Annotated in this window: 26 protein-coding genes; 4 read left to right on the forward strand and 22 right to left on the reverse strand. The window is 33.2% G+C overall.

All coding sequences use genetic code 11. From position 1 onward, the window contains the following. Positions 1–4: 4 nt before the first annotated feature. From ACZ098_RS03710 to recR, 4 genes are all read right to left on the reverse strand, one after another. Complete coding sequence (locus ACZ098_RS03710; RefSeq protein ID WP_487310388.1) at positions 5–976, reverse strand: SDR family oxidoreductase; 972 nt, start codon at positions 974–976, stop codon at positions 5–7. 1 nt (position 977) lies between these two features. Then, a complete protein-coding gene (locus ACZ098_RS03715) occupies positions 978–3440 on the reverse strand; it encodes a polysaccharide biosynthesis tyrosine autokinase (protein ID WP_487310389.1) in 2463 nt (820 codons plus the stop codon). Positions 3441–3451: 11 nt separating this feature from the next. Further along, on the reverse strand, positions 3452–4237 hold the full coding sequence (locus ACZ098_RS03720; RefSeq protein WP_487310390.1) for a polysaccharide biosynthesis/export family protein: 786 nt from the start codon (positions 4235–4237) through the stop codon (positions 3452–3454). Between the two features lie 70 nt (positions 4238–4307). Continuing rightward, complete coding sequence (recR, locus tag ACZ098_RS03725) at positions 4308–4928, reverse strand: recombination mediator RecR (RefSeq protein WP_487310391.1); 621 nt, start codon at positions 4926–4928, stop codon at positions 4308–4310. A gap of 143 nt (positions 4929–5071) precedes the next feature. Here recR and ACZ098_RS03730 point away from each other — a divergent pair, with 143 nt between their 5' ends. Together ACZ098_RS03730 and ACZ098_RS03735 are read left to right on the forward strand one after the other, a co-directional pair. Beyond that, a complete protein-coding gene (locus ACZ098_RS03730) occupies positions 5072–6595 on the forward strand; it encodes a sodium:solute symporter (RefSeq protein ID WP_487310392.1) in 1524 nt (507 codons plus the stop codon). A gap of 2 nt (positions 6596–6597) precedes the next feature. Continuing rightward, positions 6598–7242, forward strand: coding sequence for an alpha/beta hydrolase (locus ACZ098_RS03735; protein WP_487310393.1), 645 nt, complete (start codon positions 6598–6600; stop codon positions 7240–7242). Positions 7243–7365: 123 nt separating this feature from the next. Here the strand turns inward: ACZ098_RS03735 and ACZ098_RS03740 are convergent, their stop codons facing one another. After that, positions 7366–7731 carry a CoA-binding protein gene (locus tag ACZ098_RS03740; protein WP_487310394.1) on the reverse strand — a complete coding sequence of 122 codons (366 nt, stop codon included), beginning with the start codon at positions 7729–7731 and terminating at the stop codon, positions 7366–7368. Between the two features lie 108 nt (positions 7732–7839). Between ACZ098_RS03740 and ACZ098_RS03745 the strand changes: the two genes are divergently transcribed. Both ACZ098_RS03745 and ACZ098_RS03750 read left to right on the forward strand, forming a co-directional pair. Beyond that, positions 7840–8463, forward strand: a complete 624-nt coding sequence (locus tag ACZ098_RS03745; RefSeq protein ID WP_487310395.1) for a MarC family NAAT transporter — start codon at positions 7840–7842, stop codon at positions 8461–8463. 47 nt (positions 8464–8510) lie between these two features. Then, a complete protein-coding gene (locus tag ACZ098_RS03750; RefSeq protein WP_487310396.1) occupies positions 8511–9947 on the forward strand; it encodes an SDR family oxidoreductase in 1437 nt (478 codons plus the stop codon). Between the two features lie 58 nt (positions 9948–10005). On the opposite strand, the gene ACZ098_RS03755 is transcribed toward ACZ098_RS03750, so the two are convergent. From ACZ098_RS03755 to infA, 17 genes are all read right to left on the reverse strand, one after another. Further along, entirely contained in the window at positions 10006–11250 is a 1245-nt protein-coding gene (locus tag ACZ098_RS03755) for a sulfate adenylyltransferase subunit 1 (RefSeq protein WP_487310397.1), read from the reverse strand. A 3-nt stretch (positions 11251–11253) separates the two neighbouring features. Then, a complete protein-coding gene (gene cysD / locus ACZ098_RS03760) occupies positions 11254–12147 on the reverse strand; it encodes a sulfate adenylyltransferase subunit CysD (RefSeq protein WP_487310398.1) in 894 nt (297 codons plus the stop codon). A gap of 11 nt (positions 12148–12158) precedes the next feature. Continuing rightward, the gene (locus ACZ098_RS03765; RefSeq protein ID WP_487310399.1) at positions 12159–12887 is read right to left on the reverse strand and encodes a phosphoadenylyl-sulfate reductase; all 729 of its coding nucleotides are present in this window, start codon (positions 12885–12887) and stop codon (positions 12159–12161) included. Positions 12888–12958: 71 nt separating this feature from the next. Next, positions 12959–13372, reverse strand: a complete 414-nt coding sequence (locus ACZ098_RS03770; RefSeq protein WP_487310400.1) for an RrF2 family transcriptional regulator — start codon at positions 13370–13372, stop codon at positions 12959–12961. Between the two features lies 1 nt (position 13373). Continuing rightward, positions 13374–14309, reverse strand: a complete 936-nt coding sequence (ctlX, locus tag ACZ098_RS03775; RefSeq protein WP_487310401.1) for a citrulline utilization hydrolase CtlX — start codon at positions 14307–14309, stop codon at positions 13374–13376. A 64-nt stretch (positions 14310–14373) separates the two neighbouring features. Next, a complete protein-coding gene (locus ACZ098_RS03780) occupies positions 14374–14742 on the reverse strand; it encodes a four helix bundle protein (protein WP_487310402.1) in 369 nt (122 codons plus the stop codon). A gap of 58 nt (positions 14743–14800) precedes the next feature. Then, complete coding sequence (locus ACZ098_RS03785; RefSeq protein WP_487310403.1) at positions 14801–15715, reverse strand: dimethylarginine dimethylaminohydrolase family protein; 915 nt, start codon at positions 15713–15715, stop codon at positions 14801–14803. A gap of 187 nt (positions 15716–15902) precedes the next feature. Continuing rightward, positions 15903–17186, reverse strand: a complete 1284-nt coding sequence (locus tag ACZ098_RS03790) for a citrate synthase (protein WP_487310404.1) — start codon at positions 17184–17186, stop codon at positions 15903–15905. Between the two features lie 193 nt (positions 17187–17379). Then, the gene (eno, locus tag ACZ098_RS03795; RefSeq protein WP_487310405.1) at positions 17380–18672 is read right to left on the reverse strand and encodes a phosphopyruvate hydratase; all 1293 of its coding nucleotides are present in this window, start codon (positions 18670–18672) and stop codon (positions 17380–17382) included. Positions 18673–18989: 317 nt separating this feature from the next. After that, complete coding sequence (carA, locus tag ACZ098_RS03800; RefSeq protein ID WP_487310406.1) at positions 18990–20111, reverse strand: glutamine-hydrolyzing carbamoyl-phosphate synthase small subunit; 1122 nt, start codon at positions 20109–20111, stop codon at positions 18990–18992. Between the two features lie 146 nt (positions 20112–20257). Then, the gene (rplQ, locus tag ACZ098_RS03805; RefSeq protein WP_487310407.1) at positions 20258–20755 is read right to left on the reverse strand and encodes a 50S ribosomal protein L17; all 498 of its coding nucleotides are present in this window, start codon (positions 20753–20755) and stop codon (positions 20258–20260) included. A gap of 29 nt (positions 20756–20784) precedes the next feature. Next, the gene (locus tag ACZ098_RS03810; RefSeq protein ID WP_487310408.1) at positions 20785–21777 is read right to left on the reverse strand and encodes a DNA-directed RNA polymerase subunit alpha; all 993 of its coding nucleotides are present in this window, start codon (positions 21775–21777) and stop codon (positions 20785–20787) included. A gap of 22 nt (positions 21778–21799) precedes the next feature. Next, a complete protein-coding gene (rpsD, locus tag ACZ098_RS03815; protein ID WP_487310409.1) occupies positions 21800–22405 on the reverse strand; it encodes a 30S ribosomal protein S4 in 606 nt (201 codons plus the stop codon). Between the two features lie 88 nt (positions 22406–22493). Continuing rightward, a complete protein-coding gene (gene rpsK / locus ACZ098_RS03820) occupies positions 22494–22877 on the reverse strand; it encodes a 30S ribosomal protein S11 (RefSeq protein WP_035125668.1) in 384 nt (127 codons plus the stop codon). An 8-nt stretch (positions 22878–22885) separates the two neighbouring features. Then, entirely contained in the window at positions 22886–23260 is a 375-nt protein-coding gene (gene rpsM, locus ACZ098_RS03825) for a 30S ribosomal protein S13 (protein WP_487310410.1), read from the reverse strand. 2 nt (positions 23261–23262) lie between these two features. Then, positions 23263–23379 carry a type B 50S ribosomal protein L36 gene (gene ykgO, locus ACZ098_RS03830; RefSeq protein ID WP_081932050.1) on the reverse strand — a complete coding sequence of 39 codons (117 nt, stop codon included), beginning with the start codon at positions 23377–23379 and terminating at the stop codon, positions 23263–23265. 11 nt (positions 23380–23390) lie between these two features. After that, complete coding sequence (gene infA / locus ACZ098_RS03835) at positions 23391–23606, reverse strand: translation initiation factor IF-1 (RefSeq protein ID WP_007136545.1); 216 nt, start codon at positions 23604–23606, stop codon at positions 23391–23393. Position 23607 lies beyond the last annotated feature (1 nt).

Consider the following 23607-nt stretch of genomic DNA (forward strand, 5'->3'; position numbering starts at 1 on the left):
TATTTTATTTTAAATTCTCCCAATACCATTTTACAGCTTCTTTTAAACCTTCTTGAAAAGAGTATTTGGGATTGTAATTTAGTAACTTTTTTGCTTTTTCTATACTGGCTAACGAATGTGGAATATCACCTTTACGAGATGCACCATGAATGACTTCGATTGTAGCTATTGATGGATCAAAATCTGATAAATACTTTTTTAGTAAAAAAACCATTTCATTCAAAGTGGTTCTATCACCATAAGCAGTATTGTATACAGTATTTAGCGCATCTTTATTTTTTGTAAGTACCGCCAACTCATTCATTTGAATCACGTTATCGATGTAGGTGAAATCTCTAGAAAAATTTCCATCACCATTGATAATTGGACTTTCCTTCTTAATTAATTGCTGTACAAATTTAGGAATAACTGCTGCATAAGCACCGTTTGGGTCTTGTTTTCTTCCAAAAACATTAAAATAACGCAAACCGATTGTTTCTAGTCCGTAGGATTTACTGAAAATTTCTGCATACAACTCGTTAACGTACTTAGTAATAGCGTATGGAGATAGTGGCTTGCCTATTACGTCTTCCACTTTTGGCAAATTTTCAGAATCTCCATAAGTAGAAGAACTAGCAGCATAAACAAATCGTTTTACACCAGCATCTCTTGACGCAACCAACATATTTAAAAATCCAGTTACGTTAACCTCATTAGTAGTTATTGGATCATTGATGGATCTTGGTACTGAACCTAATGCAGCTTGATGCAACACATAATCGATATTTAAAGTTGCTTTTTTACAATCGTCGCTATTTCTTATGTCTCCTTCAATTAAGGTGAAATTCTTATTTTTTAAAAGATGCTCAATATTATAACGATGTCCTGTGGCAAAATTATCCAAACAAGTAACGGCATAGTCTTTTGACAAAAAGTATTCGCACAAATTACTACCGATAAATCCGGCTCCACCAGTTATCAAAATTTTTATACTCATTTTATTTTCCCATCATTTTTAAAAACGTTTTATAATATTTTATGAAAACATTTTTAGGTTCATCATCATCATGATATCCGTTAGAATATGCTCCATATCCGTAACCATAACCGTAACCATAACCGGCTCCATATTTAGCCTTGTTTTCAAAACCATTCAAGATAATGCTCACATTTTCTAATTCGCCTCTTTTCACTCTATTATTTAAAAGATTTATCATTTCCTTTTTAGTGAAATTTTGACGCATTATATACAAAGTTACATCGGCAAATGTTGACAATTCAACTGCATCAGTTACCAATCCAACTGGTGGAGTATCGAGAATTATATAATCATATCGAAGTTTTAACTCTTCCATCATTTCTCGCATCGAATCGCTCATAATTAGCTCAGACGGATTTGGAGGTATTGGTCCAGAAGTAATCACATCCAGATAGGGAATGTGCGTTTTAAGAATGATATCATCAATTGACTTTTGACCAATTAAGTAATTTACAACTCCAATTTCATTGGTCAAATTAAAATCTTCGAAAATTTTCGGCTTTCTCAAATCCAAACCAACAATAACAGTTTTCTTTTCGCTTAAAGCAAATACTGTTGCAATATTCATAGAGCAAAAAGTTTTACCTTCTCCGCTGACCGATGAAGTAAGCATAAGCGTTTTGGTTCCAGAAACATTTTGCTTTTTATACAAAAACTGAAGTGAGGATCGAATAGCTCGAAAAGATTCTGAAAGTGCTGATTTAGGCTTTTCAAATACAGATAAGTTGGTGTCGGTGTGCTTAATTCCGACCACACCAATTAGCGGAATAGAAGTCATTGAACTAATATCGTCTGTATTCTGAATGGCATTATTAATAAAGAAAATCAAAAACACAACCATCAAAGGAACTAACAATCCTATGAATAGCGCAATTACATAATTGACGCTAGTTCTTGGTCCAATTAATCCACCACCAATGTCCTTGGCTGGATCAATAAACTGAATGTCTGATAAATTGGCAGCTTTTACAATTTGGGCTTCGCTTCTTTTTTGCAAATAGGTTTGATAAATACTTTCGCTAAGATCATACTTTCGCATAATCTTAAAATATTCTTGCTTGTCTTCTGGAAGATCTTGAATTTTACTTTCGGCTCTATTTAATTTACTTGTAACTATTGATGCATCGTACTTTATAGCAGCTTTGGCAGCATTTATATTTTCAAGCAATACTCTTTTTACCGAACTTATTTCGTTGTCAAGATTGTTAAACATGACTTCACTTTTTACAGAATAAGCCATTTCGGAGCGCTGCACCGATAAATCTATAAGTTTGGCTACATTGCCTTGAATATTTGGATCTTCAATTCCTGCAACCGATGGCGCTGGAAGTTTCGAATAATCTGTACTATTTTTTAGATAGTTACTCAGCGTATTATAATAATTTATTTTTCGGTTTACAGCATCTCGTTCTTGATCTAAATCTAAAATTTGAGATTGAAATGTTTCACCACCTTTTTCAATTTCAAGGATGTTTTTGTTTTTACTAAAATTTTTCAACTCGTCATTGGCATCTTTAAGATTGCCTTCCATAGAGTTTAACGTTGTATCGATATATTTAATCGTATTTTCTGCAAAAAGATTTTTGCTATCGAGTTGTCGTTTTATAAGTGTATTTACGGTTGCATTTAGATAGTCAACAATACGAGCTTTATTCGTGCCGTCCATCGAAAGACGAATTATGGAACCTGCTTTTTCATCAATTACAACATTTACATTTTTAAATCTTGAAACGGTAGCATCAAAAGAATTAAATTGTATGGTATATTCAGAGTTTACATAATTTCCTGGACTCCCTTTTATTTCTAATGTAAAACTCATAAACGGCAAGTTTACCTTCTCACCTACTTTAAATTTTCTATCAAAATCGCCCGAAACAACATTTACTGTATTAAAAGTGTTTTGACTGTAATTGATAACGGGCACCGAGTTGGATGCAAACGTAGTTTTAATTTGATAAACCGTTGGCGATAAAAATTTTATTTCAAGTGGATATTGTAAAATTTGCTCTTTGGTCTTATCTAATTTTATCACAAATGGAGTGCTTCCGTAAACATCTTCCGTAAAATATTTTTGCTTTTTTAAATATTCGATGTAGAAATCTAGATTACTAACAACCAATTCATTATGCGATCGCGATTTGATAGTGGTAGCCACCGATTGCACTTGATCTGAAGTACCACCCCAATTGAAGGTAAGACTCGTATTGGAAGTAAAAAGTGGATTATCTTGCTCTTTAATTGCAATCGTAGTATCTAAGGAATATATTTTTTGCTTCCTAATATTAATTTGATGCGCAATGGTTAGACAAATTATTAAACCTAAAATAAACCACCGCCAATAACTACCTGTTTTGATTAAAAACCCTTTAAAATCAAAGCTGTTCTGATTTTCAAAAAACGAAAAATCTTTAGTATCTAACATTTAAATAACTTTTAATTTGTTAGTAATAAATAGGTTGTAGTTGCAAGAGAAAGTAGTGTAATAATCGTACCTAAAGATTCGATACCCGTTTTTCCTGTTCCCCAAGTTTTTTGCTTCAATGGTTTGACATAAATATAATCGTTGGGTTGCAAATAGTAGGCAGGTGATTGTGTAGCTTTAGCATCCGTTAAGTCAATACTGAAGGTTTCTGTACCTTGAGGAAACTGACGAATAATTTTGACATCTTTTCTATCTCCGGTAACTGTAATATCGCCAGAATTTGCAATAGCTTCTAAGATATTGACTTTGTCTTGATATAGAATTTTTGTACCCGTAATTCCAACTTCACCATTAATGGTATATCGAAAACCAGATAATTTTACATTAACAAAAATTCCAGCTTCTTTTCTAAAATGATCATCAAGTAATATTTTTTCGACCTTTTGCCTCACTTCTTCGGTAGTATAACCTAAAACATTTACTTCACCAATAATTGGCATACGGATATTTCCATGATCATCAACAGTGTAGCCTGTTAAATACAATCCTTCGGCTGAGGACGCTGTTTGATTTGCCGAACCGTTAAAAATTTCTACAAGTTTAGGATCTGTGGCCTTGATGTTAATGCTTAATATGTCACTAGTTTGTAGTCGATAAGGTTTTGAAACTAATGGTGTAATCGTTTTATTTTCAGCAGTATTGTCTTTATTTTGTAAATAAATCAAATCTTTTGTTGGAACACAAGAAGTAAAAAATACAGTAATAAAAAACAAAAAATACAGTAATCGAATATTCATTCTGAAACAGTTTAGTAAACAAAGATAGGTTTTCAATTCAAATTATAAAAACAACTCTCACATTATTGAATTAAATATTTTTTAAAGAATTTTCAAATGGAACGCGTTGCACAATACTTCTTCCCAATGTTACCTCATCGGCATATTCTAATTCATCTCCAACAGCTATTCCTCTTGCAATTGTGGACGTTTTTATATTAAAATCTTTCAGTTGTTTAAACACATAAAAATTGGTTGTATCACCTTCCATAGTTGAGCTTAAAGCAAATATTATTTCTTCTACCGAACCACTTCTTACTTTTTCTACCAAGGTTGAAATGTTTAACTGGCTTGGTCCAACGCCATCAATTGGCGAAATTTTTCCACCTAAAACATGATACAATCCTTTAAATTGATTGGTGTTTTCGATTGCCATAACGTCTCGAATATCTTCTACAACGCAAATAATAGCTTGATTTCTTGACGTATTAGAACATATTTCACATACCTCAACATCGGAAATATTATGACAATTGACACAAAATTTAATCTCTTCACGCATACTAGTTAGCGCTTGGGATAAATACTGCGTTTGCTCGACAGGTTGTTTTAAAAGATGCAACATTAATCGAAGTGCCGTGCGTTTTCCTATTCCAGGTAATTGCGACATTTCGCTTACTGCTTTTTCAAGAAGTTTAGATGAAAATTCCATGCCGTAAAGGTAATGAAAAGATAGAAAATTTACAGTCGGCGTTTCTCAAAACTTTTTTGTTGTAACTACTTAATAAATCTACCAACTTCTAACCATCAACTTCCAACTTTTTTTCTATTTTAGCTACGAATAAAAATCTCTTTATGAACGCTACTACAATTCTGATAATTATAATAATTTACTTCGGACTTTTACTATTTATTTCCAATATAATGAGTAAAAAAAGTACTGATAACGATACCTTTTTTAAAGCCAACAAAAACTCAAAATGGTATCTTGTAGCCTTCGGAATGATTGGCACAGCACTTTCTGGAGTAACATTTATTTCGGTTCCAGGGAATGTAGGTTCGCCCGAATCTCAGTTTGCTTATTTTCAATTTGTTTTAGGAAATGCCATTGGATTTTTAATCATTGCTGGCGTTCTTCTTCCGTTGTATTACCGAATGAATCTAACCTCAATTTACAGCTACATCGAGCAACGTTTAGGGGTTGTGAGTTACAAAACTGCAGCAACAATATTCTTAATTAGTAGAACAATTGGTTCGGCTTTTAGATTGTATCTGGTAGTAATCGTTTTGCAACGCTATGTATTTGACACTTTCAATATTCCATTTGCGGTTACGGTTTTAATTTCGTTAGCATTAATATTTGCGTATACCTATCGTGGCGGACTAAAAACCATTATTATTACTGATACTTTACAGACTTTTTTCTTAGTAACTTCGGTTTTTCTAACAATCTATTTTATTTGTAATAGTTTAAATTACAGCGCTTTTGAAGCTTTTGAAGCGGTTAAAAACAGTAATTATTCGAAGATATTTTTCTATGAAGAGTATTTGAAAGGTAATTTTGTTTTAAAACAAATTTTAGGCGGAATCTTCGTGACTATTGCCATGGTTGGACTGGATCAAGATTTAATGCAAAAGAATTTAAGTTGTAAAAACATTGGTGAAGCTCAAAAAAACATGTTCACTTTTACAGGAATTTTTGTAATTATAAATATTTTTTTCTTGAGTGTTGGTGCGCTACTTTATATGTATGCAGAGAAAAACGGAGTACAAGTGCCAACCGATTTGATAACCGGAAAACCAAGAACCGATTTACTGTTTCCAGAAATTGCCTTTAATTATTTGAGTATAATTCCAGCAGTTGTATTTTTACTAGGATTGACCGCAGCCACATTCGCTACTACCGATTCGGCATTAACTGCCTTGACAACTTCGTTTTGTGTTGACTTTTTAGGAATGGATAAAAAGCAATCAGCAGTTAGTGATCAACAGATAGAAAATGACGCAAAATTAGTTAGAACAAGACATATTGTTCATCTTGGATTCTCGTTTTTGATGTTTTTGGTCATTATTATTTTCAATTCTATAAACGATGCTTCGGTTGTAACGATGATTTTTAGAGTGGCGAGTTATACTTATGGTCCGCTTTTAGGATTGTACGGATTTGGATTGTTTATGAAAAATAAAACAGTTCATGATAAATTGGTTCCACTGATTTGTTTGGTTTCGCCTGCTCTTTGTTTTTTAATTACACAAAATTCTAAATTACTTTTTGGAGATTATGTAATTGATAACGAATTGATAATCGTAAACGGATTGATTACGTTTTTAGGATTATTGCTTATTAGCAAGCCAGCAACTTCTGAAACTAGGTTTTAAGAATGAAAAAAATCTATGTATTAAGTGGTCTCGGCGCTGACAAAAGAGTATTTAAATATTTGGATTTTTCAAGTTGTGAGGTAACTTTTATAGATTGGATCATTCCTCTTGATAAAGAAACAATTGAAGAGTATGCAAAAAGACTGTCAAAACAAATTACTTCACCAAAACCAATTATAATAGGATTGTCTTTTGGCGGAATGATGGCTGTGGAAATTGGAAAACTACTCGAAACGGAAAAAATAATTGTAATAGCTTCGGCTAAAACCAAAAATGAAATTCCTTTTTATTACAAATTGGCAGGTTCTTTAAAACTTCATAAACTGCTGCCTACAAAATTAATGAAGCAAGCGAATTTTTTTAGTTATTGGCTATTTGGTATTTCTAGTACGGAAGACAAAAAATTATTAGCAGCAATTTTGCATGATACGGACGAAGCGTTTTTGAAATGGGCAATAGATAAAATTGTTACTTGGAAAAACAATTATATACCAATAAATACAAAACACATTCATGGAACTTGGGATAGAATTTTACCAATAAGATTTGTAAAATGCGATATCAGAATAAAAAGTGGTGGACATTTTATGACAATAAATAAATTCGAACAACTGAATATTGCAATAAATAAACTGATTAAAAGTTAAAACGAAAAATAATCTAGCCCTGAGTGCAGCGGAAATAAAAAACCTTTCAGGTGTTCTGAAAGGTTTTTTATTGCAACGGAAAGCAGGAATATGGTGGATAAATAAATCCCGAACCATTTGCTTCTAATACTGATTGGTAGCCAATAAAACCAAGGTACAAGCTACTTCAACTTTGATTTTGTTAAGTTGTAATAATTGATAAAACTCTGGGTTTTCGGTTCCAGGATTAAAAATGACTCTTTTAGGCTGCGATTCTACGATATAATTGTAATAATCGCGCTGACGTGCCGGATTTAAATACAAGGTTACGGTATTGATATTGGACAACGGAATGGCTTTGGTACGGATAGTGATTCCGGCAACTTCGCCAGTATTTTGACCTATTGCAAGCACCGAATGACCTTTTTCTACAAGCGCAGTTATGGCTTTAAAGGCGTATCTATCAGGCTTTGTGGATGCACCAAGAACCAAAGTTTTCTTATTTTTCATTGTACAAAAATACTAAAAATATGCGATTTGTCCGCTAAGTTTTAACATTACGTTGTTTTTAAGTTTAACTTTGTGATTGAAAGTTGAACTAATTTTACTCCAAAAAAGATGGAACTTTTTATTTATTTATTCGCCTCGTTATTTTCGGTTTTAAATCCTATTGGAACGGTTCCTATATTTGTTGGACTAACACAAGATTATGACAAAAAAGAACGTGCAAGAGTGGCACTTTGGACGGCTATTGACGTATTCTTGATTTTGATAATTTCGTATTTTGTGGGTCAATATGTCTTGTCTTTTTTCGGAATCACTATAAATGCACTTCGCATTGCTGGTGGAATTATCATTGCTAATTCGGGATTTTCATTACTCAATAAAAAGTTTAATAAATCGCGCGGAATCACAAAAGAAACCGAAGTCGATGCCCAAAAGCGTAATGAAATTGCCTTAACACCATTGGCAATTCCGATGCTTGCTGGTCCGGGTTCTATTTCATTATTAATTGCGTATTACCAAGATCATCATTCGCCAACCGATATTGCAATTTCTTGCGTTGCATTAGTTTTTATAGCATTTTCTATTTTCTTAATTTTAAAAAGTGCGCATTATTTATCACGAATTTTGGGCTCTTCTGGAATTGTAGCAATTTCTAGAATTGTTGGTTTTCTAACAATTGCGATTGGAATTCAATACATTATAAGTTCGGTTTTAAGTATTATTAGCGGAATTTAACTAATGTTGAACTACACTATTTGCTAACTTTATAGAAAATTGTAGTTATGAGAATACTTTTAACCGGTGCCAACGGTTATGTTGGACGACGCTTATTACCCGAACTTCTATCGCAAGGTCATCAAGTGGTGTGTTGCGTTCGCGACCAAAACCGACTTGGATTAGACAAAGCCACGCTTGAAGCGGTTACGGTTTGGGAAGTAGATTTTCTTCACGAACTCAATTTTGATGCGCTGCCGTTTCATATTGATGTGGCGTATTATCTTATTCATTCCATGACGTCATCGATTACCGATTTTGATACCATGGAAGCGAAAGCGGCCGAAAATTTTAATGTTTACATGAATAAAATTGGTGTAAAACAGGTTGTTTATTTAAGCGGAATTGTAAATCATGATGTTTTATCAAAGCATTTGCAATCGCGAAAAGATGTGGAAGACATTTTATACCAAGGAAATTTTAAAACTACAGTTTTACGTGCCGGAATAATTGTAGGTTCTGGAAGTTCATCGTTTGAAATCATTAGAGATTTATGCGAAAAATTGCCTGTAATGATTACTCCAAAATGGGTTTTAACCAAATGTCAGCCCATTGCCATTCGCGATGTGATTCAGTATTTAATTGGTGTTTTGTTGCGTGATGATTGCTACAATCAATCGTTTGACATTGGCGGACCAAACATAATTACGTATAAAGAAATGATGTTGTTGTATGCTAAAACCAGACAAATCAAATTGGCCATATTTGTAATTCCGATAATGACGCCCAAACTGTCGTCGTATTGGTTGTATTTTGTGACATCAACTTCTTATAAATTAGCTATAAATTTGGTCAATAGCATGAAAATGGAAGTTGTTTGCAAGGACAACCGTTTGCAAAAAATGCTAAATATTAGACCTATTACTTATGTCGATGCAATAAAATTAGCTTTCATCAAAATTGAACAAAACCTGGTAATTTCAAGTTGGAAAGACAGCATGGTTAGCGGAAGATTTGGTCATAATTTATCAGAATTTATTCAGGTGCCCACTTTTGGATGCTTGAAAGACCAGAAAAGTCGTAAGGTAATTGATGTAGAACGTGCGTTGGATAATATTTGGACCATTGGTGGCGAACGAGGTTGGTATTATGGAAATTGGATGTGGCAAACACGTGGTTTCATTGACAAATTGGTCGGCGGAGTTGGAACACGAAGAGGAAGAACGCATCCAAAACATTTGGATAATGGCGATGCGCTCGATTTTTGGCGTGTACTCTTAGCCAATAAAGAAGAAAAACGTTTGTTGCTTTTTGCAGAAATGAAATTACCTGGCGAAGCGTGGCTGGAATTTAGAATTGATGAAGATAATGTTTTGCATCAAATTGCTACTTTTAGACCGCGTGGATTATTTGGAAGATTGTATTGGTATGCCATGTTGCCGTTTCACTTTTTTATCTTTGGTGGAATGATTGAAAATATTTTAAAAAATGAACCTATGAAATAAAAAAAATCCCAAACTCATAAGAATTTGGGATTTTTTAGTTTAAAATTTTTCTATACTATTATTCAACAAAACCAACACCAACCGTATTATTAGTAGTTTCATCAATAATAACAAAAGCACCGTTTGCTTTATTCTGAGCATATTTATCCACAAATATTGGATTTGCTAATTGAATAGTTGTCAGTCCAATATCGTTTAGTTTTAAAGTAGCACCTTCAATTTTATCAGATGGATTTACTGGATTTATTAAATATTCTATACTTTTTATTTTACAGAAACTTGTTCTACTTCCTGCTTGAATACTGTATTTAGAAGATAAATTTGCAGCAGTTTCGTCCAGCCAAACTAAAGTTGCTTTCAACTCTTTCTGAAAAAGAAAATCGTTAGACTCTTGTACCAACATCATGCCGCGGCTAATATCAATATTGTCTTTCAATCGCATTTGAATGGAATCGCCTTTTTTGGCTTCCGTTAAATTGGTTTTGAATTTAGAAATTTCAATAACCTCCGTTTCTTTTAACGAAGGTAAAACTGCTACTTTGTCACCAACTTTTATTTTTCCTGACGTAATTCTTCCAGCATATGCACGATAATCTACAAATTCTTCGTTTTGAACATGATACACTTGTTGCACATCCATTCTAAACTCGTTTGCTACACTATCCTTTTTAGTAAAATTGTGTAAAACATCTGATAAAGTTGACCCTGAAAACCACGGCATATTTTCGGAAAAATGAACCACGTTATCACCTTTCAACGAACTTATTGGAATTATATTTATCTGTTGCTTATCAGCCGATAATTCTTTAATCATCTTCTCAATATCGGAAGCAATATTTAGAAAAACATCTTCACTATATTCGACCAAATCCATTTTGTTTACACAAAAAACAATAGCCTCCAAACGCAATAATTTACTGATAAAATAATGACGGTGCGTTTGTTCTAGCAATCCTTTTCGTGCATCAATTAAAATAATAGAAACCTCCGAATTGGATGCACCAGTAACCATATTCCTAGTATATTCAACATGTCCTGGACTATCTGCAATAATAAATTTTCGCTTTGCCGACGAAAAATAAATATGCGCCACATCAATGGTAATTCCTTGTTCTCTCTCGGCAATTAAACCGTCAGTAATTACAGAAAAATCCAAATCTTGCAAGCCTTTTTCTTTGGTTTTTTTGCGAACCAATTCCTCTTGCTCTATCGTTAAAGCATCGTTATCGTAAAGAAATCGTCCTATTAAAGTACTTTTTCCATCGTCAACACTTCCTGCCGTATTAATTTTTAATAAATCCATAATTTAAAAATATCCTCCTTTTTTTCGTTGCTCCAAAGCAGCTTCCGAACGTTTATCGTCTATTCTTGCTCCTCGTTCTGACGATTTTGATTGTTTGTTTTCCAGCATAACTTCGTCAATTGTACTTGCATTAGAAACCAATGCAGACGTACAAGTCATATCACCAACAGTTCTAAATCTTACAATACGTTCTTCAATTTCGTCAGTTTCTACCAAATTTAAATAATCCGAATGAGCCAAAATTGTACCGTCACGTTTTACCAATTTTCGAGAATGAGCAAAATATATTGATGGCAATTTTAGTTCTTCTGATTTTATGTAACTCCAAACATCTTCTTCTGTCCAATTGCTAATTGGAAACGCGCGCACATTCTCACCAAAACTTATTTTTCCGTTTAAAATAGAAAATAATTCAGGTCGTTGTTTCTTAGAATCCCATTGTCCAAAATCGTCTCGTACCGAAAATATACGTTCTTTAGCTCTTGATTTTTCTTCATCACGTCTTGCACCACCGATACAAACATCAAATTTGAATTCTTCAATTGCATCTAGTAAAGTGACTGTTTGCAATGAATTTCGGCTAGCATGTTTGCCTTTTTCTTCTTGGACTTTGTTTTCATTGATGCTGTCTTGAACATATCGCACAATGAGTTCAACTCCTAATTCCTCTACAAGTTCATCTCTAAAAGTGATGGTTTCTAGAAAATTATGACCTGTATCTATATGTAAAAAAGCAAAAGGAATTTTACCCGGATAAAATGCTTTTTGTGCTAATCGTGCAACCGTTATTGAGTCTTTTCCTCCAGAAAATAACAGAACCGGTTTTTGAAATTGTGCGGCTACTTCTCTAAGAATGTAGATACTTTCGTTTTCTAATTCCTCTAAATGATTGTGCATGTTTTCGATTTTTAATTGTTTTTTTCTTGTGAACTGTGCAATCCACATTCTTTTTTTCCGTTTTCCCACCACCATCTTCCAGCGCGAAAATCCTCGCCTTCTTCGATAGCTCTGGTACATGGTGCGCAACCAATACTAACATATCCTTTTTTGAACAAACTGTTCATCGGAATTGCATTTTGCGAAACTATTTCTTCTATTTGCGACAAACTATAATGCAATAATGGATTGAATTTGATCACTTTATTATCAGCATCCCATTCTAAAAACTGCATTGTTTCTCTATTTTGAGATTGCTCTGCTCGAAGTCCGGTTATCCAAATTTCGGCATTGTGTAAAGCTCTTTTTAAAGGTTTTACTTTTCTGATAAAACAACAATCTTTACGATTTTGAACACTATCATAAAATCCATTAATACCGTTTGCATTAATATATTCCTGAATGTCAGTTTCTTCTGGATAAAATGTATTGATTGTTAGATCGTTATATTTGCTTGTGGTTTTCTGGAAAACCTCGTACGTTTCATTAAATTGTCTTCCTGTATCCAACGTAAAGAATTCAAAATCGTTTTTATATGGATACAAAAAATGTGTCAAAACTTGATCTTCAATTCCAAAAGAAGTCGAAAACACTTTTTTACCTTGGATGTTTTTCAGAATAAAATCAATCTGATTGGCAAAAGAAAACAGCTTTATTTCATCATTCCAAGCATTGATTTTATCTATAATTTCTTGGCTCATTACTAAAATATTTGAAGTTTCAAATATACGATTAGTCTATTGATTAAGTAGGCTATTAAATTAAAAAAAAACTAAAATATTGTTAAATCATATAATGTTTTATTGTCTAAAACCGACAAAGCGTTATCACGAACCTGAATCATTAACTTGTTTAGAGCGCATTTTTCCTCACTTGGGCAATCGGTACACTTCTCATAAAAATTCAGACTTACGCATGGTAGAAGCGCAATTGGTCCGTCAAGAATTCTGATTATAGATGCAATAGAGATTTCTTTTGAATCTTTAAGTAAATAATATCCGCCGCCTTTGCCTTTCTTAGAACCTACAATTCCGAACTTCTTTAAATCTAACAAAATCATTTCTAGAAATTTTTTCGAAATTGTTTCTTTTTCGGAAATTTCAGATATCAGAATGGGCACTGATTTATCTTGTTTTGCAATATAAATCAGTGCTTTAATTCCGTATTTAGTTTTTCTAGATAACATTTTATTGTTGTGGTAAAAATATTTCTGCCATCATGCATCTTGCACTTCCGCCGCCACATGCTTCAATTGTATCTAAACTTGAAGATAAAATTTCGCCGTGTTTTTCTAATTGTTCAATTTGTTTAGGAGTTAAACTTTGATGTGCTGCAGCCGACATGATAATATAACTTTTATCATTTGCACCACGAACTTCTAGCATATTTCCTGCAAAATTATTCACTTGATCTTCTGTAATCAGAATAATTTCTTTTCCATCTTGTTTCAGATTGTCAAGGACCATTTTGCGCTCTTTTTTGTCGTCAATACAATCGGCACAAATTACTGCAAAATTTTCTCCAAGACACATCATTACATTGGTATGATAAATCAACTTTCGTTCGCCGTTAACCGTTTGAAATGCTTCAAAAATTATTGGATGCATGTCAAAATCTTCACAAAATTCGATAAACAATTCTTCGTCGGCACGAGGAGAAAGTGCGCAATAGGCTTTGGCATTTGCTCGGTCTAATAATAAGCTTCCTGTACCTTCAAGGTAATATCCATCATCTTCTGCTTCGGTATAATCTACAATATTTTCAATCTGAAAGCCTTTTTCTTCTAGCAAATCTAGAATTTCTTCCCTTCTTTCTAGACGACGATTTTCAGCAAACATTGGATATAAAGCTACATCTCCATTTTCGTGAAAAGAAATCCAGTTGTTAGGAAAAATAGAATCTGGTGTGTCTGGATCTACAGTATCGTCAACAACGGTAACAGTTACACCAACGTTTTGTAATTTTTCTACGAAAGTATCAAATTCCTCTTGCGCTTTCGCATTAACCGTTGCTGGTAAAAGATTGTCCAGAACTTTTTGATAATAATTATTCACTGCAGTTTGTTCGTTCATTCTGAACGCGACTGGACGAATCATTAATATGGAGTTTGTTGTTTGTTTCATTTTTATGTAAGTTATATGTTGTAAGTTGTAAGTTATAGGTTTTACTAGTAATGACCATAACTTACTATGTTTTCCAATTTTCTTCTACGTATTTTATAAAATTATAAATTTTAGCACTTAATTCGTTGTAATTACTAATGAATTCCTCTGGATTATGAATTATTTCAGGGTAAAGAACCGTGATTTTTTCTATATGAAAGACGGTTTCCAAACAACTTGCCCAGGAATAGGTTAGAAACTTTATAAAATCTGCTTTATATCTTTTTCTGCCATAACCTTCAACAATATTGGTTGGTACAGAATCAGAAGATCTTCGCAATTGACTTCCAAGTTCATACATTTCATGTTTAGGTAATTTCAATGAAAATGCATGGCATTTATAAAACAATTCCAAACCTAAATTATAAACTTCTAAATCTTTATAGCTTTTCATTTATATTAAATATTAATTACAAACTTTTAAAAACCTAGAACTTATAACATAGAACCTATTAATTTCGAATTAATGGCAATGTTGAACATCTGAGTAAACCTTCTTGTTTTGCGATTTCTGCATATGGAATTTCTTCGACTGTGAAACCGTTATCGCGAAGCCAATTGTTTAGTCGTGTGAAATTTTTCTCAGAAACTACAACATCTGGCGCAATAGAAAATACATTGGAATTCATATTGTACATTTCGTCGCGGGTTATGTGAAACAGATTTTCTTTGCCAAATAAATTCACTAAAAACATATAATCGGCTTCTTCACGGAAACCACTTTTATAAATAATTCCCTTATTGGTTCCAACTGGTTGAAAGCAACAATCTAAATGCAATGCATTGTCTCTAGCTTCAATTTTTGATTTTACCAAATCAAATTCTTTTACGATTTTATTTGGAAATAATTCTTTGATATAATTCACACCTTGCATATTAGTACGTGCTGTGATGTAATTTTTATAATCTGAACCTTTGTAAGTTCCAATGAAAATATAGTCATTCCACAACATAACGTCGCCACCTTCTATGTGAACTTCTTCTGGCGGACGAACCACTTTAGCAGGATTAATTTGATCAATAACATATTGAATGGCATCCAATTCTCTTTCTCTATCAGGAAGAATATTGGCTTTTATAAAAGTATCATCTATTACAAAACCTATGTCTCGAGCAAAAATTTGATTGTAATTTTCGATCATTTCTGGACGAAAAACTTGAACATCATATTTCTGAAATACTTGATTAAAAGCTTCCATTTCGATGACCATATCGTCTTCAATGGGATACGTTCCTGCGAGAATGTGTTCTAAAGATTTTGGATCATAAGCTTCATCAGCGGTTGGAGTTGGTCCATTATTAATGGCCGAACCTAACACCACTGCTCGTAGTCGTGACGATTCGTTTTTTACATTTAATTGTAGCATAAAATAGCTTTTGGCTTTAGGTCGTCATTTTGCTGACGCTCGATTGAACAAAGATAAAAAAAGGGACTTGATTAATGAAATGTTGTTAGTAATTAAGTCTAAAAATTATCAATTAAATAATTTTGTAAGAATGTTGCATAAAAAAAGCCTCACAAATGTGAAGCTTCTTTAGTATTTCTGAAAAGTATTATCTTTTTTCTGTTGGCACAAAATCACGTAAAGGATAACCCATATAAATTTGTCTTGGTCTTCCTATTGGTTCTTTGTTTTCGCGCATTTCTTTCCATTGAGCAATCCATCCTGGAAGTCTTCCTATTGCAAAAAGAACAGTAAACATATCGGTTGGAATTCCTAAAGCACGGTAAATAATACCTGAATAGAAATCGACATTTGGATACAATTTTCTTGAAACAAAATAATCATCAACCAATGCAGATTCTTCTAATTTTTTAGCAATTGCAAGAATTGGATCATTAACACCAAGTTCTTTTAAAACTTCGTCCGCAGCTTTCTTGATAATTTTTGCTCTCGGATCAAAGTTTTTGTACACTCTATGACCAAATCCCATTAAACGGAAAGGATCTTCCTTGTCTTTAGCTTTCGCCAAATATTTATCAGCATCGCCACCGTTTTTCTGAATTTCTTCTAACATTTCCAAAACGGCCTGATTAGCACCACCGTGTAATGGTCCCCAAAGTGCAGAAACTCCTGCAGATATTGATGCGAATAATCCAGCATGCGAAGAACCTACCATTCTTACCGTTGATGTTGAACAATTTTGCTCATGATCAGCATGAAGAATAAATAATTTATCTAATGCGTTTATTACAGTTGGATTTGCTTTGTATGGTCCCGTTGGTAATGCAAACATTAAATGCAAGAAATTCTCAACATAACCTTTAGTATTATCGTAATAATTTAAAGGAAATCCTGAAGATTTTCTGAAAGTCCAAGTTGCTAATACTAAGAATTTACCCATAGTTTTGCAAATTGCCTCATACATTTCGGCTTCATTTTCTACATTAACAACTTTCGGATTAAAAGCGGTTAAAGCACTTGTTAAAGAAGACAAAACGCCCATTGGATGTGCTGTTTTAGGAAAACCATCAATGATGTTCTTCATTTCTTCGTTAACCAAAGTGTATTTTCTAATGTCGGTTTCAAACTGTGCTAGCTTTTCTTTAGTTGGCAATTCTCCAAAAATAACTAAGTAAGAAACTTCAAGAAAATCTGCTTTTTCAGCTAAATCTTCGATAGAATATCCTCTGTATCGAAGAATTCCTTCTTCACCATCAAGAAAAGTAATTTTACTAGTACATGAACCTGAGTTTTTATATCCTGGATCCATTGTAATGGCACCAGTTACATCTCGTAATTTGTTAATATCAATAGCAACTTCATTCTCAGTTCCTTCAATCAAAGGAAATTCATATTTTTTGCCATCAAATTCTAATATCGCTGTTTTTGACATGGTATAAATTGGTAATTAAATCTTGTAAATTAATAATTTAACAAATCTAACAAATTCCGAAGGAATTAAAAAACAAATAATATAACGTTTTCGTTAATTTTAATATAAATATTGCAAGATTGGTATAGTTCACTAAAACAAAACCCTGTTAGAATTTGAAATCCTAACAGGGTTATATTAAAAAACATATTTACTATTTCTGTTTGAACGCTTTCACACCAGGAAAATAGGCGGTATTACCAAGCTCTTCTTCAATTCGAAGTAACTGATTGTATTTCGCCATTCTATCGGAACGAGAAGCCGAACCAGTTTTAATTTGACCACAGTTTAAAGCAACTGCTAAATCGGCAATTGTATTATCTTCTGTTTCTCCAGAACGATGCGACATTACAGATGTATATCCTGCATTGTGAGCCATATTAACCGCTGCAATAGTTTCAGTTAAAGTACCAATTTGGTTTACTTTTACCAAAATTGAATTGGCAATTCCTTCGCTAATTCCGCGAGACAAACGCTCTACATTGGTTACAAATAAATCGTCACCTACAAGTTGTGTTTTAGCTCCAATTAGTTCAGTTAAATACTTCCAACCTTCCCAATCGTCTTCGTACATTCCGTCTTCGATAGAAATAATTGGATAATTTGTAGCAAGTGAAGCTAAATATTCTGCTTGTTCTTTAGAAGTTCTGATTTTTCCAGTTTCACCTTCAAATTTAGTGTAATCGTAATTTCCGTTTACATAAAATTCAGAAGCAGCGCAATCTAAAGCCAACATAATTTCGTCACCAAATTTATATCCCGCATTTTCAACTGCAAGTTTAATAGTATCCAAAGCGTCTTCAGTTCCACCAGCAAGATTTGGAGCAAATCCACCTTCATCGCCAACAGCAGTACTTAATCCTCTATCGTGTAGTACTTTTTTCAAGTTATGAAAAATTTCAGTTCCCATTTGCATTGCATGAGTAAAAGAGGTAGCCTTTACTGGCATAATCATGAATTCTTGAAACGCAATAGGTGCATCAGAATGTGATCCTCCGTTAATGATATTCATCATTGGAACAGGCAACGTATTAGCAGAAACTCCACCAACGTAGCGGTATAAAGGCAAACCTAGTTCATTTGCAGCAGCTTTTGCAACAGCAAGCGATACACCCAAGATTGCATTTGCACCAAGAACCGATTTATTGTGCGTTCCATCAAGTTCAATCATCACTTGATCTATATGATTTTGTTCGAAAACCGAAGTTCCCAACAATTCATTAGCAATGGTAGTATTTACATTTTCAACCGCCTTCAACACACCTTTTCCCATGTAGGCTTTACCACCATCACGAAGTTCAACAGCTTCATGTTCACCAGTCGACGCTCCGCTTGGTACGGCAGCACGACCTAAAACGCCATTTTCAGTAACAACATCTACTTCGATAGTAGGATTTCCTCTTGAGTCAAGAATTTGTCTTGCGTGAATTTTGATAATAATACTCATAATGAATTTATAATTTAGATATTAATTTTTAACTATATCACAAATATATTTCAACTTTTTTTATCAAATTCACAATTTTTATGAATTTTATTAACTCAAACGTTTTAGTTGAAGTAGATTTTTTTTATTTATTTGAAACAATTGATTTGAGGCTATTCATCAATCCTATTCCTGCTTTCCATTACAACTGATAAAAAAACGGTTTTCATTACAAACGAAGTTTACTAAACTACTTTTAAAACAGATAATTTGTGAAGTAATCAAGCTTATAGAATTACCATAAACCTCTGAAAATAAAATTTCAAAATTGATTTCATTTAAACTTCTTGTAATTTTTTTGCCATTTTAATATTGTCTACAAACTCATCAAAAAGATAAGAAGAATCGTGAGGACCAGGACTAGCTTCTGGATGATACTGAACCGAAAATACACTTTTAGACTTCATTCTCATTCCAGCAACCGTATTATCATTAATATGATAGTGCGTAATTTCTAAATCGTTGTGTTTTTCAAGCTCCTCTCTATTTACTGCAAAACCATGATTTTGAGAGGTAATCTCACCTTTTCCAGTAAGCACATTCATCACCGGATGATTAATTCCACGATGCCCATTGAACATTTTGTAGGTAGAAATTCCATTTGCTAAACCGATTACCTGATGTCCAAGACAGATTCCGAAAAGCGGCTTGTCGGTACTGAAAATATTTTTAGCAATTGCGATTGCATTTTCTAGAGGTTCAGGATCTCCAGGACCATTAGACAAGAAATAACCATCTGGATTAAAAGCTTGCATATCTTGAAACGAAGTGTTAAAAGGAAAGACTTTTATATAACAATCTCTTTTAACAAGATTTCTTAAAATATTTTTCTTTATCCCTAAATCTAATGCTGAAATCTTATAAGTTGCAGTTTCATTCCCAACAAAATAGGGTTCATTTGTAGAGACTTTGGATGCCAATTCTAAACCTTTCATATCTGGAACAGCTGCTAATTGTATTTTCAAATCTTCAATTGATGTTCCATCTGTAGATATTACAGCGTTCTGAGCGCCGTTATCACGAATATAACTTACTAAAGCTCTAGTGTCTACATCTGAAATACAAACAAGATTTTGCTTTTCGAAATAATCGTAGAGATTGCTTTCAGAATCTGGACGAGAATGATTGAAACTAAAATTTTTACAAACCAATCCAGAAATCATAATTTTATCAGATTCTACTTCTTCAGAGTTTACGCCATAATTTCCAATATGTGGATTAGTGGCAACCATTATTTGTCCAAAATAGGATGGATCAGTAAATATTTCTTGATAACCCGTCATCCCAGTATTGAAACATACTTCTCCGAAAGTAGTTCCAGAAATACCGATAGATTTTCCGTAAAAAATGGTTCCGTCTGCAAGTAAAAGTAGGGCTTGTGGTCGTGTTGTATATTTCATAATGTGTAGTAGTTGTGTTTTGCAAATTTAATTTATTTTTCTGGCTTTGAAAAATTAAGTATCTATAAAATGGATGGATTTTTGAAAGCAAAAAAAAAGGATAAACTAAAAATAGCTTATCCTTTATATTTATGAAATTGAATTCATTATTCTGCTTTATCAGTAGTCTCTTCTGAAGTAGTTTCTGGAGCTTCAGTTTCTGCAACAGCAGCTTCAGTTTTCTTAGCTTTACCACCACGACGGCTTTTAGCTTTTTTCTCTTCTTTTTTACCACCGTTATAAAGTTCGTTAAAATCTACTAATTCGATCATCGCCATATCAGCATTATCTCCTAAACGATTTCCAACTTTGATAATACGTGTATAACCACCTGGACGATCACCAACTTTAGCTGCAACTTCTCTAAAAAGTTCTGTTACACCATATTTATTACGTAAGTAAGCGAAAACTATACGACGGTTGTGCGTAGTATCTTCTTTTGATTTTGTTATTAATGGCTCAACGAATTGTTTAAGCGCTTTTGCTTTAGCAACAGTTGTGTTAATACGTTTGTGCTCAATAAGTGAACAAGCCATATTAGCTAACATAGATTTTCTATGTCCAGTCTGTCTGCTTAAGTGATTGAATTTTTTTCCGTGTCTCATTTTAAATGCTATTTAACTTGATAAAGAAACTAGTCTTTATCTAATTTATATTTTGACAAGTCCATTCCGAAAGTTAAATTTTTAACGGCTACTAATTCGTCTAACTCAGTTAGCGATTTTTTACCGAAATTACGGAACTTCATTAAATCGTGTTTGTTAAAAGAGACAAGGTCTCCTAATGTATCAACTTCAGCTGCTTTAAGGCAATTAAGTGCTCTTACAGATAAATCCATGTCAACAAGCTTAGTTTTAAGCAATTGTCTCATGTGCAGTGATTCTTCATCATAAGAATCAGTTTGAGCAATTTCGTCAGCTTCTAATGTAATTCTCTCATCAGAGAATAACATAAAGTGGTGAATTAATACTTTTGCTGCTTCAGTCAAAGCATCTTTTGGATTAATTGATCCATCAGTTTTAATTTCAAAAACTAATTTTTCATAATCTGTTTTTTGCTCAACACGGAAGTTCTCGATTGCATATTTCACATTCTTAACAGGAGTGAAAATAGAATCTGTAAAAATTGTACCGATTACTGCGTTTTGTTTTTTGTTTTCCTCAGCAGGAACATATCCTCTACCTTTTTCAATAGTCAACTCCATATTGAAATTAACTTTAGAATCTAGGTTACAGATTACTAATTCAGGATTTAAAACTTGAAAACCTGAAATAAATTTTTGGAAATCACCAGCAGTGATTTGATCCTTACCTGTTATAGATATTGTTACAGATTCGTTATCTATATCTTCAATCTGACGTTTGAAACGTACTTGTTTAAGACTTAGAATAATTTCTGTTACATCTTCTACAACACCTGAGATTGTTGAAAACTCATGCTCAACACCTTCTATTCTTATAGATGTAATTGCGTAACCTTCTAAAGCAGAGAGTAAAACTCTTCTTAGTGCATTACCAACAGTCAATCCGTATCCTGGTTCTAAAGGTCTGAATTCAAACTTACCTTCAAAATCGGTTGAATCGATCATGATAACCTTATCGGGTTTCTGAAAATTAAATATTGCCATAATTTTAGACTGGTGTCAATTATTATTTATTGTACAACTCTACGATTAATTGCTCTTTGATGTTCTCAGTTATTTGTAATCTAGCTGGAACAGAAACGAAAGTACCTTCTTTAGTATCGTTGTTCCAAGTAATCCACTCGTAAACGGTACTAGAATTAGATAAAGAACGTTCGATAGCTTCTAATGATTTAGATTTTTCACGAACAGCTACTTTATCACCTGGTTTCAAGTGGTACGATGGGATGTTTACTAATTCACCATTTACAGTAATGTGACGGTGAGAAACGATTTGTCTTGCAGCTCTTCTAGAAGAAGCAATTCCCATTCTGTAAACTACGTTATCTAATCTTGCTTCGCATAATTGTAAAAGGATTTCACCTGTTACACCTTTAGATGCTGCTGCTTTTTCAAATAAGTTTCTAAATTGTTTTTCAAGAATACCGTACGTGTACTTAGCTTTTTGCTTTTCCATTAATTGTACTGCATACTCTGATTTTTTACCTCTTTTTTTAGACATTCCATGTTGTCCTGGAGGATAATTTCTTTTTTCGAAGGCTTTGTCTTCTCCGAAAATAGCTTCGCCAAATTTACGAGCTATTCTTGTACTTGGACCAGTATATCTTGCCATTTTAAATTGTTTTTAGATAGAGATTATGAATTCAGGTCTAAATCCTTCGATAATCTGTGTTCTATCTTTCGTTATACTTTGAAAATTATTAAACTCTACGTCTTTTTGGAGGACGACATCCATTGTGAGGCATTGGTGTAACGTCAATAATTTCTGTTACCTCAATTCCACTATTATGTAAAGATCTGATAGCAGACTCACGTCCATTACCTGGTCCTTTAACATAAACTTTTACTTTTTTCAGTCCAGCTTCTAATGCTACTTTTCCACAATCTTCAGCAGCCATTTGCGCTGCGTAAGGTGTGTTCTTTTTAGAACCTCTAAAACCCATTTTACCAGCAGAAGACCAAGAAATAACTTCACCTTTCTTGTTTGTTAACGAGATGATAATGTTATTAAAGGTTGCACTAATATGAGCTTCTCCAGAAGATTCAATTATAACTTTACGTTTTTTTGTACTTGCTTTAGCCATATTACTTACTATTTAGTTGCTTTCTTCTTGTTAGCAACAGTTTTTCTTTTACCTTTTCTTGTTCTAGAATTGTTTTTAGTTCTTTGTCCTCTTAATGGAAGACCAGATCTATGACGAATTCCTCGGTAGCAACCGATATCCATTAAACGCTTAATGTTTAATGAAGTTTCAGAACGTAATTCACCTTCAATTTTATAGTACGATACAGCATCACGAATTCCTCCGATTTGATCATCGTTCCAATCTTGAACTTTAATATCTTGGCTAACTTGAGCTTTTTCTAAAATCTCAATTGCTCTACTTTTTCCTACTCCGAAGATATAGGTTAGTGCTATAACACCTCTTTTGTTTTTTGGAATATCTACTCCTGCGATTCTTGCCATAATTATCCTTGTCTTTGTTTAAATCTAGGATTCTTTTTATTAATAACGTATAATCTACCTTTTCTACGCACAATTTTGCACTCTGCGCTTCTTTTTTTAACTGATGTTCTTACTTTCATTTTAAATAACTTTAGTATCTATAGGTAATTCTTGCTTTAGATAAATCGTAAGGACTCATTTCTAGTTTCACTTTGTCACCAGGTAACAATTTGATATAATGCATTCGCATTTTGCCAGAAATATGAGCGATAACGATATGTCCATTTTCTAATTCTACGCGGAACATAGCATTTGATAATGCTTCAATAATTGATCCGTCTTGTTCTATTGCTGATTGTTTTGCCATA

This window comes from Flavobacterium sp. SP2, assembly GCF_057626655.1.

Coding starts and splice junctions, on each gene's coding strand:
- ACZ098_RS03710 (WP_487310388.1), bottom strand. CDS start 976: ATGAGTATAAAAATTTTGATAACTGGTGGAGCCGGATTTATCGGTAGT.
- ACZ098_RS03715 (WP_487310389.1), bottom strand. CDS start 3,440: ATGTTAGATACTAAAGATTTTTCGTTTTTTGAAAATCAGAACAGCTTT.
- ACZ098_RS03720 (WP_487310390.1), bottom strand. CDS start 4,237: ATGAATATTCGATTACTGTATTTTTTGTTTTTTATTACTGTATTTTTT.
- recR (WP_487310391.1), bottom strand. CDS start 4,928: ATGGAATTTTCATCTAAACTTCTTGAAAAAGCAGTAAGCGAAATGTCG.
- ACZ098_RS03730 (WP_487310392.1), top strand. CDS start 5,072: ATGAACGCTACTACAATTCTGATAATTATAATAATTTACTTCGGACTT.
- ACZ098_RS03735 (WP_487310393.1), top strand. CDS start 6,598: ATGAAAAAAATCTATGTATTAAGTGGTCTCGGCGCTGACAAAAGAGTA.
- ACZ098_RS03740 (WP_487310394.1), bottom strand. CDS start 7,731: ATGAAAAATAAGAAAACTTTGGTTCTTGGTGCATCCACAAAGCCTGAT.
- ACZ098_RS03745 (WP_487310395.1), top strand. CDS start 7,840: ATGGAACTTTTTATTTATTTATTCGCCTCGTTATTTTCGGTTTTAAAT.
- ACZ098_RS03750 (WP_487310396.1), top strand. CDS start 8,511: ATGAGAATACTTTTAACCGGTGCCAACGGTTATGTTGGACGACGCTTA.
- ACZ098_RS03755 (WP_487310397.1), bottom strand. CDS start 11,250: ATGGATTTATTAAAAATTAATACGGCAGGAAGTGTTGACGATGGAAAA.
- cysD (WP_487310398.1), bottom strand. CDS start 12,147: ATGCACAATCATTTAGAGGAATTAGAAAACGAAAGTATCTACATTCTT.
- ACZ098_RS03765 (WP_487310399.1), bottom strand. CDS start 12,887: ATGAGCCAAGAAATTATAGATAAAATCAATGCTTGGAATGATGAAATA.
- ACZ098_RS03770 (WP_487310400.1), bottom strand. CDS start 13,372: ATGTTATCTAGAAAAACTAAATACGGAATTAAAGCACTGATTTATATT.
- ctlX (WP_487310401.1), bottom strand. CDS start 14,309: ATGAAACAAACAACAAACTCCATATTAATGATTCGTCCAGTCGCGTTC.
- ACZ098_RS03780 (WP_487310402.1), bottom strand. CDS start 14,742: ATGAAAAGCTATAAAGATTTAGAAGTTTATAATTTAGGTTTGGAATTG.
- ACZ098_RS03785 (WP_487310403.1), bottom strand. CDS start 15,715: ATGCTACAATTAAATGTAAAAAACGAATCGTCACGACTACGAGCAGTG.
- ACZ098_RS03790 (WP_487310404.1), bottom strand. CDS start 17,186: ATGTCAAAAACAGCGATATTAGAATTTGATGGCAAAAAATATGAATTT.
- eno (WP_487310405.1), bottom strand. CDS start 18,672: ATGAGTATTATTATCAAAATTCACGCAAGACAAATTCTTGACTCAAGA.
- carA (WP_487310406.1), bottom strand. CDS start 20,111: ATGAAATATACAACACGACCACAAGCCCTACTTTTACTTGCAGACGGA.
- rplQ (WP_487310407.1), bottom strand. CDS start 20,755: ATGAGACACGGAAAAAAATTCAATCACTTAAGCAGACAGACTGGACAT.
- ACZ098_RS03810 (WP_487310408.1), bottom strand. CDS start 21,777: ATGGCAATATTTAATTTTCAGAAACCCGATAAGGTTATCATGATCGAT.
- rpsD (WP_487310409.1), bottom strand. CDS start 22,405: ATGGCAAGATATACTGGTCCAAGTACAAGAATAGCTCGTAAATTTGGC.
- rpsK (WP_035125668.1), bottom strand. CDS start 22,877: ATGGCTAAAGCAAGTACAAAAAAACGTAAAGTTATAATTGAATCTTCT.
- rpsM (WP_487310410.1), bottom strand. CDS start 23,260: ATGGCAAGAATCGCAGGAGTAGATATTCCAAAAAACAAAAGAGGTGTT.
- ykgO (WP_081932050.1), bottom strand. CDS start 23,379: ATGAAAGTAAGAACATCAGTTAAAAAAAGAAGCGCAGAGTGCAAAATT.
- infA (WP_007136545.1), bottom strand. CDS start 23,606: ATGGCAAAACAATCAGCAATAGAACAAGACGGATCAATTATTGAAGCA.